The organism is Methanomassiliicoccales archaeon (genome assembly GCA_014361295.1).
Classification (GTDB): Archaea; Thermoplasmatota; Thermoplasmata; order Methanomassiliicoccales; family JACIVX01; genus JACIVX01.
Genome location: JACIVX010000001.1, coordinates 867,158 through 877,082, shown reverse-complemented (window position 1 = coordinate 877,082; position 9,925 = coordinate 867,158). Strand labels below are relative to the sequence as shown.

The 9,925-nt window shown below is 46.8% G+C and carries 13 protein-coding genes; 12 read left to right on the top strand and 1 reads right to left on the bottom strand.

Translation table 11 applies throughout. The features are described 5' to 3' along the window. The gene (locus H5T41_04390) at positions 1 to 2,046 is read right to left on the bottom strand and encodes a CoB--CoM heterodisulfide reductase iron-sulfur subunit A family protein (protein MBC7108015.1); all 2,046 of its coding nucleotides are present in this window, start codon (positions 2,044 to 2,046) and stop codon (positions 1 to 3) included. Positions 2,047 to 2,605: 559 nt separating this feature from the next. On the opposite strand from H5T41_04390, the gene H5T41_04385 reads away from it, so the two are divergent. The 12 genes from H5T41_04385 to H5T41_04330 all read left to right on the top strand — a co-directional run bounded on the left by H5T41_04385 (position 2,606) and on the right by H5T41_04330 (position 9,913). After that, entirely contained in the window at positions 2,606 to 3,361 is a 756-nt protein-coding gene (locus H5T41_04385; protein MBC7108014.1) for a zinc-ribbon domain-containing protein, read from the top strand. Between the two features lie 146 nt (positions 3,362 to 3,507). Continuing rightward, positions 3,508 to 4,617 carry a cell division protein FtsZ gene (ftsZ, locus tag H5T41_04380; GenBank protein ID MBC7108013.1) on the top strand — a complete coding sequence of 370 codons (1,110 nt, stop codon included), beginning with the start codon at positions 3,508 to 3,510 and terminating at the stop codon, positions 4,615 to 4,617. An 8-nt stretch (positions 4,618 to 4,625) separates the two neighbouring features. Further along, positions 4,626 to 4,955, top strand: a complete 330-nt coding sequence (locus H5T41_04375; GenBank protein MBC7108012.1) for a hypothetical protein — start codon at positions 4,626 to 4,628, stop codon at positions 4,953 to 4,955. Between the two features lie 151 nt (positions 4,956 to 5,106). Continuing rightward, positions 5,107 to 5,829, top strand: coding sequence for an archaeal proteasome endopeptidase complex subunit alpha (gene psmA, locus H5T41_04370; protein ID MBC7108011.1), 723 nt, complete (start codon positions 5,107 to 5,109; stop codon positions 5,827 to 5,829). An 11-nt stretch (positions 5,830 to 5,840) separates the two neighbouring features. Beyond that, the gene (locus H5T41_04365) at positions 5,841 to 6,536 is read left to right on the top strand and encodes a ribosome assembly factor SBDS (protein MBC7108010.1); all 696 of its coding nucleotides are present in this window, start codon (positions 5,841 to 5,843) and stop codon (positions 6,534 to 6,536) included. Between the two features lie 52 nt (positions 6,537 to 6,588). Further along, positions 6,589 to 7,323: a S1 RNA-binding domain-containing protein gene (locus H5T41_04360; protein ID MBC7108009.1), complete on the top strand. Its 735-nt coding sequence runs from the start codon at positions 6,589 to 6,591 to the stop codon at positions 7,321 to 7,323. Positions 7,324 to 7,344: 21 nt separating this feature from the next. After that, positions 7,345 to 8,109 carry an exosome complex exonuclease Rrp41 gene (locus H5T41_04355; protein ID MBC7108008.1) on the top strand — a complete coding sequence of 255 codons (765 nt, stop codon included), beginning with the start codon at positions 7,345 to 7,347 and terminating at the stop codon, positions 8,107 to 8,109. Positions 8,110 to 8,111: 2 nt separating this feature from the next. Further along, positions 8,112 to 8,885, top strand: a complete 774-nt coding sequence (locus H5T41_04350) for an exosome complex protein Rrp42 (GenBank protein ID MBC7108007.1) — start codon at positions 8,112 to 8,114, stop codon at positions 8,883 to 8,885. Between the two features lie 5 nt (positions 8,886 to 8,890). Next, positions 8,891 to 9,166: a 50S ribosomal protein L37ae gene (locus H5T41_04345; protein ID MBC7108006.1), complete on the top strand. Its 276-nt coding sequence runs from the start codon at positions 8,891 to 8,893 to the stop codon at positions 9,164 to 9,166. 1 nt (position 9,167) lies between these two features. After that, positions 9,168 to 9,302 carry a DNA-directed RNA polymerase subunit P gene (locus H5T41_04340; protein ID MBC7108005.1) on the top strand — a complete coding sequence of 45 codons (135 nt, stop codon included), beginning with the start codon at positions 9,168 to 9,170 and terminating at the stop codon, positions 9,300 to 9,302. A gap of 13 nt (positions 9,303 to 9,315) precedes the next feature. Continuing rightward, positions 9,316 to 9,558 (top strand): hypothetical protein, encoded by a 243-nt coding sequence (locus tag H5T41_04335; GenBank protein ID MBC7108004.1) that lies wholly within the window; start codon positions 9,316 to 9,318, stop codon positions 9,556 to 9,558. Beyond that, complete coding sequence (locus H5T41_04330; GenBank protein MBC7108003.1) at positions 9,551 to 9,913, top strand: prefoldin subunit beta; 363 nt, start codon at positions 9,551 to 9,553, stop codon at positions 9,911 to 9,913. Before H5T41_04335 ends, H5T41_04330 begins: the two co-directional genes overlap by 8 nt. The last annotated feature ends 12 nt before the right edge of the window (positions 9,914 to 9,925 follow it).

Genomic DNA, 9,925 nt, shown 5'->3' with positions numbered 1-9,925 from the left:
TCACTCCGCCTCCAATGCCGCTTTTATTTCGCTGAAGATCTGGTCATCGGTGAATTGCCGCGCATGGATCGCCTTGGCAGGACACGAGACGACGCATGTTCCGCATCCTTTGCACAGGGCTTCTGTTATCTTCATTTTCATTCCGCTTTCTGTCATAACAGGAGTTGGAGCGCCATAAGGGCATATATCGATGCAGAGGCCGCATCCGATGCATTTTTCTGTTTCTATGAATGCGTTTAGCGATTCCGCTTTTGCGACTTTTTTTGAGAGAAGTACAGCCACTTCAAGTGCCGCTGCCCTCGCCTGAGCCAGGGACTCTGGAACGTCTTTCGGCCCCTGTGCGCAACCGCAGACAAAAATGCCTTCCATCGATGTCTCGACGGGTTTCATTCTTGTGTGTGCTTCTTGTATGAATCCATCCGGGCTCGTTCTCAATCGGAGCATTGATGCAAGCTCCTGGGTGCCTTCAGATGGAACCAACGAAACGGAAAGTACGACGAGGTCATACATTCTTTCTGTGATTTTGTTGAGGAGTGTTTCTTCAGCTCGTACAATGAGATTCTTCGTTTCCTTGTCTTCAATGATTCTAGCTGGTCTGCCGCGTGTATATTCAACCCCATAATCTTCTCTTGTTCTGTGGAAAAACTCTTCTACACCCTTTCCTACGGCCCTTATGTCGATATAGTAGACCGTGATGTCCGTCTCGGGGTGGACTTCTTTGATCGCCTGGGCATTTTTCATCGTGTACATGCAGCAGACTTTCGAACAATACCCTGCGTTGATCTTCCTGTTCCTCGATCCAACACATTGAATGAATGCGATTTTCTTCGGTATCTTTCGATCAGATGGCCTGACAACGATTCCACCCGTTGGACCGGCTTTGTCGAGCATACGCTCGAGTTCCATGATTGTTATCACGTTATCGTATTCCTGATATCCGAGATATCCATGAATCCGTGGCTTATATGGTTCGAAGCCAGTTGCGACGATGATTGCGCCAACTTCGAGATCAATTTCCTGCTCATGATCCTCGAAATTCGGCGCTTCAAATTCGCAAGCCTCGAGACATGCTGAGCATTCTTGACCCTTTAAACGAAGGCATGCTTCTTTATCAATCACGTATTTTCTTGGAAGTGCCTGCTGATAAGGCATAAAGATCGCTTTTCTCTCTGAAAGGCCATAATCGTATTCATTCTTCTTGACAACTGGGCAAACGACGGCACAATTGCCACATCCCACGCACTTCTTTTCATCTACGTACCGTGGTTTTTTCAGGACTTTAACTCTGAAGTTTCCAACATGTCCAACGATTTCTTTGACCTCAGAAAGCAGAAGAATATTGATATTCGGATGCGTAATGACATCATTCAATTTTGGCATGATCGTGCAGCCCGAGCAGTCACACGCTGGAAATGTTCCAAATCTAAAGTTGAGCGATTGAGGTTTCCCCGGCGCCTCGTGACACCAGAGTAGGCAGGTAAACATGGCCGCCATGTTACCTCCGAGCATCGGTTTCCTTTCGACGAGATGCACTTTAAAACCGAGTTCCGCAAGTTTGTATGCCGCTTCAACACCGGCAACTCCTCCCCCAATGACGAGCACTTCTTGTTTTAATTCAACGTCGACGCCCTCAGCAGGTACCAGTGTTTTTGCTCGGCTCACACCCATTTTGACGAGATTTTTTGCTTTTTCCGTCGCTTTGAATGGCTCGTTTGCATGAACCCATGAACACTGTTCCCGGATGTTTGTAATATGCAACATATTTCTGTTTAAACCAGCTTTCTCGATATTATCTCGGAAAATCTTTTCACATATTCTTGGCGTGCAAGCTGCGACGACAACAGAAGTGACACCTGATTTTCTAATTTCTTCTCTCATCTGCGAAAGACCATCTGGGGAACAGAGGTAATCATTGCAAATTGAAAAAGTCACGCCAGGCAATTGAGATGCATAACCTCTGACGTTTTCACAGTCAACGACGCTATTGATATTTGCACCGCACTTGCAGATGAACACGCCCACTTTGGCATCCGTTTGCGAGTTCACATCATTCGCCCCCGAGGCCGCCTCCTGCTTTAAAAAGCAGACTCGACTTTTGCGATTGTTCTTCTTTTTGACGATCTTTCAATCTCTCGGGTTTGTAGACAAAAGGCTTGGTGTATTTTAACATTATGGCATTTCACCTCGGGCGCTTCGAAAGACCGAGATCAACGATGGTTAATATAATTTTCGACAATTGTTGAATAGGCGCCTTTTCCGTTCGAAAGAATGTTTTGATTCTCGCGAGAATTATTGGCAAAAACGTTGCGTTATTGCGTTAAACCTTGATTCCAAAGCATCAGCACTTCGAGGATCTTTGAATGTAAATCGAGTATTGTCGAAGCAAGCATCTTAGAGAACTTCCTTATTATGTGACAAAAAGGGGAGAATGCAGGAACGATTCTCGAAATATCGGATGATCTTGCCTGCTACTGCCGACGTGTAAGGTAAGGATTGCGAATTATGACAATCGTTCGAAGTTTCGGGATGTGATTTTCAAACCTCATAATCACCGAAGATAATTATGGAAGAACAGATTTAATTTGAAGAGGTAGTCCTCGTTTTTGTGATCGTTTCGGTCCTTCTTGTCGTTGTTGCGATTACCTCAGTACTGATAATTCTTTTTTATATGGCTAAATCAAAAATCCTTGAGCCGGTTAGCCTTACATCGAGGGTAAAGGGATCTTTGCACGATTTATATGCAATCCTACGGCGAGCGCCAAAATCAACTCGGCCAAAAGTGCAGATCCGAGGTTCTAAGAATAAGCCTTTTGTATGTCAGATCTGCCTCGGAAGGATAAAGAATGGACTGGACTATGCGGTCTGCAGTTGCGGTAAAATCTTTCATTTGGTTTGTATTCAGCGTACTGGATTCTGTCCTTATTGCGAAGAAATCTTTTCAGATGATAATTCAAAATGGAAGTTGATTTCGAACGAGGAAAAAACATTGTTTGCTGCTGGCAATAAAGTTGATAGGCAGTTAGTCGATTCATTCAAGTGTCCAATTTGTGGCACTCAAAATCCCTTAACCAGTGATTCCTGCAAGTGTGGCGCGATCTTCGTACATGAAGGGGAGATATTTCTTTGTCCTTCGTGTGGAGCATTTGTTCGAGAGCAAGATAATATATGTTCGAATTGCGGCGAAGTCTTCGAAAGATATGAACTCGATATCTGCCCCCTTTGTGGTGCTACTATCGAGAACGCGGATGTATGCGACAGGTGTGGAGCAGTTTTCGGCAACAAATGTCCTGAGTGCGGGCATGAGTTAAAACCCGATGAGTCAATCTGTATGTATTGTGGAACGGTTTTCGAATTGATTTAACCCGTTTCGTTTTCTCCAGATGGTGAAATTAATTCCAGCAATGATTACAGGCCTTTCAAAAGGATCAGAATTCCTGCTCAATGGCCTCATGATCGGATTTAAATACTGGCATCTAGATAAAGTCATATTAATAGGATGGGTGCACGATGAAATCGATTTTAGACAGGGTTTTGGAAACAGGTGAAGGAAGACTTACAGAAATAGATGATAAGCGGACTTCCTCTGGCCAGACAACCGCAGATGACGAAGAGCTGAGGCGAATCGTCGAGACGCTGAAGGTTAAAATTGCGATCATTGGTTGCGGTGGCGGTGGCTCCAATACAATAAGGCGGCTCTACCAAGCGGGTATCGTCGGGGCCACCTTGGTCGCAGCGAACAGCGATGCGAAGCATTTATTATCGATTGTTGCGCCAAATAAGGTTCTTCTCGGGCGGAATCTAACAAGAGGTCTTGGAGCTGGTGCAATTCCCGATGTTGGTATGCGGGCCGCTGAGGAGGCAAGAGAAGAGTTAGCAAGGTATCTCGACGGCCAGCATATAGTCTTCGTGACGGCTGGGCTAGGAGGCGGGACGGGCACCGGTGCCGCACCAGTTGTCGCTGAGCTCGCGCGTCAGAGAGCTTCGTTGGTCATGGGCGTCGTCACCTTGCCATTCAAGGCCGAGGGTAAGATCAGAATGGAGAATGCACTGAGAGGTCTCAATCGGTTGAGGGAGTTTTGTGATACGACAATCGTCATTCCGAACGACAGGTTGCTGGAGATCGTTCCGAAATTGCCGCTTGAGGCAGCATTCAAGGTTGCAGATGAGGTACTTGTGCAATCAATAAAGGGTCTTACTGAAATTATTACAAAGCCTGGTCTTGTCAATGTGGATTTCAATGATATCATGACGATAATGAAAAACGGCGGAGTTGCGATGATCGGCATCGGCGAATCCGATGCGGACGAAGGAAGGGTCGATTGCGCGGTTGAGGAGGCACTCTCATCGCCGTTGCTCGGCGAGCTCGACCTCCACGAAGCGAGAGGAGCGCTGGTTCGCATTGTTGGTGGCCCCGACATGACTGTCAGCGAGGCTGAAAAGGCAGCCGAAATTGTAAGCAAGACGATCAGCCCTGTGGCGCGAATTATCTGGGGTTGTTCGGTTGAGCCAGAATGTGAGGGTAAGGTCCGCGTAATGGTCGTTTTAACTGGTGTCAAGTCAAATCAATTTCTGGGTCGTGAATTCCAGCCCAACGGAGAGATCGATCGTATTCGGTGAGTCTGTCAATGGTCCCAAAAACGATGAGGGGCAGAAGGAGATACATCGCTTTTAGGATCACAGGAAATGAAAGAATTTCATTGGAAGAGCTTGAGACACTTTTGAAAGAATCGTACATAGGTTATCTCCCAAGAATTCCGAAGATCATTGAGTTCGATGGAAATTATGGGATCATTCGTTGTTCTAATCTGGAAAAGGAAAAGGCGATTGAGATGTTGAATCACATCAAACTCGAAAAAGGCTGTTGTAACATCGAAACGTTGAAAACATCGGGGACGCTGAAATCCTTAAGATCTCGAACTTTCAAATATCGGTCGGTTGACGATTGCGTCGATTGAGGTGGCAATGATTACTTGTGTTCATTTCGACTCGGCATAATCCGATTCTCCCAACCTTATTTCTGAGGCTGGCAATACATTTTCGCAGCAATACATATATATTGGTGGAGAACTTTAGGCTCCCTCGTACCGAGACGGAAGGAGTGATGATATGCAGCCAGGTCAAATGGCATATGATCGAGCAATAACGGTATTCTCGCCTGATGGGAGGCTCTTCCAGGTAGAATACGCACGTGAAGCTGTGAAGAGAGGAACGACCACTGTAGGATTGAAATTCAAGGACGGCGTCGTTTTAATCGTGGACAAGAGGATCGCGAGCAGATTGATGGAGCCAAAGTCGATCGAAAAAATCTATCAGATTGACGATCACATGGGTTGCGCGACCTCGGGTCTTGTTGCTGATGCAAGAATTCTTGTCGATCAAGCGAGGATTATCGCGCAGATCAACAAGATCACCTACGACGAGGCGATTAGTGTTGAAGCCCTTGTGAAGCGTATCTGCGATTTTAAACAGAATTACACGCAATACGGTGGTGTTAGACCATTCGGAACGGCATTACTCGTAGCGGGAGTTGACGAGCAGGGCGAACACCTCTTCGAGACTGATCCGAGCGGGGCTCTAGTTTCCTATAAAGCAGGGAGCATTGGAGCAGGAAGAAATGTCGTCATGGAAGTTTTCGAAGAGGAGTACCAGGAAGGCATGGACATGGAAGCTGCTATTCTGCTTGGTCTTAAGGCGCTGAAAAAGGCGACCGAAGAGGAAAAACTCAATCCAAAGGCTGTAGAGATCGGAATCGTCAGGCGTGGTGAGAAGTTCAGGCGTATGGAAGAGTCAGAAGTCGAGGCATACGTTGAAAAGGCAAACGCTTTGTAATCGGGGTGTAGATGGTCGATATTGAGGAAGCGATTATCGCTCGTCTCGAATCCCACGGCGAGACTTTCGAAATTCTCATCGATCCGAAAGTTGTCAATTTAATCAGGGAAGGAAAGGAAGTCGAATTGACCGATTACATGGTGATTGATGAAATCTTTCGCAATGCCAGAAAAGGCACGCATCCTTCAGAGGAGAAGATCAAGGAAGTCTTCGGAACGACCGATCCTGTTGAAGTTGCGAAGCAAATCATTCTCAAAGGCGAAGTGCAGCTGACGACTCAGCAACGCAGGGAAATGCAGGAAAGCAAGCGAAAGAGAATCATCGCGGAGATCGCGAGAAATGCAATCAACCCGCAAACGGGAGCACCTCATCCACCTCAGAGAATCGAATTGGCGATGGAGGAGGCGAGAGTTCATATTGATCCATTCAAGCCTGTTGAAATGCAGGTGAAAACCGTTCTTGAAGCACTGCGCCCAATCATCCCAATTCGATTTGACAAGGTGAGAATTGCCGTCAGACTTTCTGGCGATGAGTATGGCCGGTGTTACGAGGATATTACGCAGATGGGAAAGATTACGAGGGAGGAATGGCAACCAAATGGCAGCTGGATCGGCATTGTTGAGCTCCCCGCTGGGATGAGAGATGAGTTTTTAAATCGCCTCAATGAAAAAACAAGAGGCAATGTGGAAACGAAGATCCTCAAGTGAGTTGCGGAGTATTAATCATTACCAAAATAGAATGAAAGTGAGACACGAGAACATGAAAGAAGGTGAAAGAGATTTCAATAGGGAAAAGGAGAACGTAGCGAAGCCCGTCAGGGAGATTGTCGTTCCTGGCGATCTGCTTGATTCTGGAAAGCTCAAACCGGGTGATGGGACATACGTATCAAATGGTAAGATCTATGCCTCTCAGCTCGGAATCAAGAGCATCAAATCGAATTTTGTTAACGTCATTCCGTTGGGAGGCCCCTACATCCCATCGCCTGGAGATACTGTCATAGGTAAGATCGTTGATATCGGTCCATCGAATTGGCTCGTTGATATTAATTCTCCCTATCCCGCTCCTTTACACGTCACTGAAGTGCCATGGAAGGTGGAATTCGGCGACACTGCACGGTATCTCAATGTCGGTGATACGATCCTTGCAAAGGTTCTGCTTGTCGATGAAACGAAGAGGGTCCAGGTCACGATGAAAGAGCAAGGTTTGAGAAAATTGCAGGGCGGTCAGATTATCGATATATCCCACAGCAAAGTGCCACGCGTTATCGGTAAGGGCGGCTCGATGATACAGATGATCAAGAGCTACACGAATTGCAGGATTTTTGTGGGACAGAATGGGAGAATTTGGTTAGATGGGGATATTGAGAACATCGTTTATGCGATCCGAGCAATAAAGATGATAGAAGAGGGAGCTCAGACACTTCGTTTGACCGAAAGAGTCAAAGAATACCTCGAGTCGATGACCCGTTCTGGCTTGAACGGAAAGCAACAATAATGTATCATTAGTGGTGATTTTATGGAGGCAATGAGGTTGATTGATGAAAATGGCTTGAGGGTTGACGGTAGGAAGGTTGATGAACTCAGGCCTATCCGAATCGAGGCAGGCGTTCTGAAAAGGGCGGACGGCTCTGCCTATGTGGAATGGGGAAAAAACAAGGTGATTGCAGCTGTTTACGGTCCCCGGGAATGTCATCCCAGGCATCTGCAAGATCCTTCAAAAGCACTCGTTCAATGTAGGTACAATATGATTGCGTTTTCCGTGATGGAACGAAAAAGGCCGGGACCAGATCGAAGATCCGTTGAGATCTCGAAGATTATTGCGGAAGCTCTTGAGTACGTGATTTTCACGGAGTACTTCCCGCGCACGTCGATCGATGTGTACATTGAAATTTTGCAGGCAAACGCTGGCACGCGGTGTGCGGGTCTCACGGCGGCTTCTGTTGCGCTTGCTGATGCAGGCGTACCGATGAAGGACTTGGTCCCTGCCGTCGCCGTCGGGAAAGTTGATAATCAGGTCGTTCTCGATCTGAGTAAAGAAGAAGATAATCATGGTCAGGCGGATCTGCCGATGGCGATCATTCCGAGGACAGGCGAAGTTCTGCTCATGCAGATGGACGGTCACATGACGGTTGAAGAATTCAACAAAGCAATCGACCTGGGTTATAAAGCATGCGAGAAGATCTATCAACTGCAGAAGGACGCGTTAAGGCGAAGATATGCAGTGGAAGAGATTGAAACGTTTGAAGAAGCACAGCACACACAAAGTGCAATGGAGGAATGAAAATGGCACGCTCAGTGATGTCAGAAATTAAGAAGGATCATATTCACAAGCTCCTCGCGCGAGGAAAGAGGGTTGACGGTCGGAACTGGGATGAATTCAGGGAGATCACAATTCAAACGAATTTCACCGAGACTGCAGAAGGTTCTGCGAGAGTCAAGCTGGGGAATACTGACGTGCTCGTCGGTGTAAAAATGGAAACGGGTATTCCTTTCCCTGATACGCCCGATAAGGGCGTCCTTGCGACGAATGCGGAACTCATTCCATTAGCTTCGCCAACTTTCGAGCCCGGTCCCCCAGATGAGAATGCAATTGAACTCGCACGTGTTGTCGATAGGGGAATCCGCGAAAGCGAGATGATTGATCTCGATGCGCTATGTATTGTGCCGAATGAGGAGGTTTGGATTTGCTTTGTCGATATCTATGTGTTAGATTACGATGGAAATCTTTTCGACGCTTCTTTTTTGGGAGCGGTCGCGGCACTCAAGTCGACGATTGTACCAGCTTCACGCTACGGGAAAGGAGAGGATTTTAAACTGCCGATCAGGTGCCTTCCTATGTCGGTGACTGCGGTTCAAATAGAAAATTCTATATTGGTTGATCCGACTCTCGATGAAGAGAAGGTCGCTGCCGCGCGTCTCACCGTGACGACGGATGAAAATGGCGACATCAGAGCCATGCAAAAAGGTCTGAAAGGATCACTCACGATCGATCAAATCAAGAAGATTATCGAGACCTCTCAACGGCTCGGTAAGGAATTAAGGAAACTGGTTGGGTGATGCAAATGTCGAGGGGTACTGAGAAGGTAGGAACAGCTGGAAGGTTCGGCGCAAGGTACGGTGTTCGTGTTAGGAAGTTGATCAGGGATATCGAGAAACTGCAGAAGAATACGTACGAATGCCCGAATTGCCATCACGTCAGCGTCAAGAGAATGTCCTCTGGTGTTTGGGTCTGCCGTCATTGCGAAATGAAATTTGCCGCCGGCGCTTATTCGCCGGTCACGAGAAGGATCATATCGGAGGAGGTCGCGCTCAAAGAGAGCACAAAAGGAGGTAATTGAGATGTATAAATGTGGAAAATGTAACAAACCGATTCATTCTAATGTCAACACCGTGGGCATTCAGTGTGAGGCATGCGGTTCCAAGATCTTCTATAAAGAAAGGCCAAACGTGAAGAAAGTGATTAAAGCAAGGTAGGATCGGAATCGAAATGCACAGGGCCACACTGAGACTTCTTTCACCGAGAGCGGATGTTGTCTACGGTGCAATCTCTCCAGAGATTGGAAGAGAGATACCGAGGACGAGAGTTCAATCTCATTTCAATCGAAATGAACTCGTCCTTGAAATTCAGGCAACCGATCTTTCTGCTTTAAGAGCGGCCCTCAATTCCTATCTTAGGTGGATGAAATTGGCAGAAGATATTTCAATGACGATAGGTGAGTCATATGGATGAATTGAGTCCGAAACTTCAAAATCAAATCGCACAGTTCCAGCAACTGCAACAGCAGCTCCAAGCGGTTCTCACACAGAAATTTCAGATGGAGGCGCAACTGAGGGAAATTGAACGAACGCTCGAGGAGCTTGGCAAAGTGACGGATGACGTTCCGATCTACAAAAGCGTCGGTTCATTGTTAATTAAGGCAAAAGATAAGGAAAGTGTCGTAAAGGAGATTCAGGAAGATAAGGAAACGCTGGAGATCAGGGTTAAGACCCTCGATCGCCAAGAAAAGACACTGCGGGAACGTTATCAAACGTTGCAGGATCAGATTTCCAAAGCCCTCGGCGCAAAGCAAGAAACGGCTGGATAAATGTTTTTAGAT

Coding starts and splice junctions, on each gene's coding strand:
- H5T41_04360 (MBC7108009.1), top strand. CDS start 6,589: ATGAAAGAAGGTGAAAGAGATTTCAATAGGGAAAAGGAGAACGTAGCG.
- H5T41_04365 (MBC7108010.1), top strand. CDS start 5,841: ATGGTCGATATTGAGGAAGCGATTATCGCTCGTCTCGAATCCCACGGC.
- H5T41_04355 (MBC7108008.1), top strand. CDS start 7,345: ATGGAGGCAATGAGGTTGATTGATGAAAATGGCTTGAGGGTTGACGGT.
- H5T41_04350 (MBC7108007.1), top strand. CDS start 8,112: ATGGCACGCTCAGTGATGTCAGAAATTAAGAAGGATCATATTCACAAG.
- H5T41_04340 (MBC7108005.1), top strand. CDS start 9,168: ATGTATAAATGTGGAAAATGTAACAAACCGATTCATTCTAATGTCAAC.
- H5T41_04330 (MBC7108003.1), top strand. CDS start 9,551: ATGGATGAATTGAGTCCGAAACTTCAAAATCAAATCGCACAGTTCCAG.
- psmA (MBC7108011.1), top strand. CDS start 5,107: ATGCAGCCAGGTCAAATGGCATATGATCGAGCAATAACGGTATTCTCG.
- H5T41_04335 (MBC7108004.1), top strand. CDS start 9,316: ATGCACAGGGCCACACTGAGACTTCTTTCACCGAGAGCGGATGTTGTC.
- ftsZ (MBC7108013.1), top strand. CDS start 3,508: ATGAAATCGATTTTAGACAGGGTTTTGGAAACAGGTGAAGGAAGACTT.
- H5T41_04375 (MBC7108012.1), top strand. CDS start 4,626: ATGGTCCCAAAAACGATGAGGGGCAGAAGGAGATACATCGCTTTTAGG.
- H5T41_04345 (MBC7108006.1), top strand. CDS start 8,891: ATGTCGAGGGGTACTGAGAAGGTAGGAACAGCTGGAAGGTTCGGCGCA.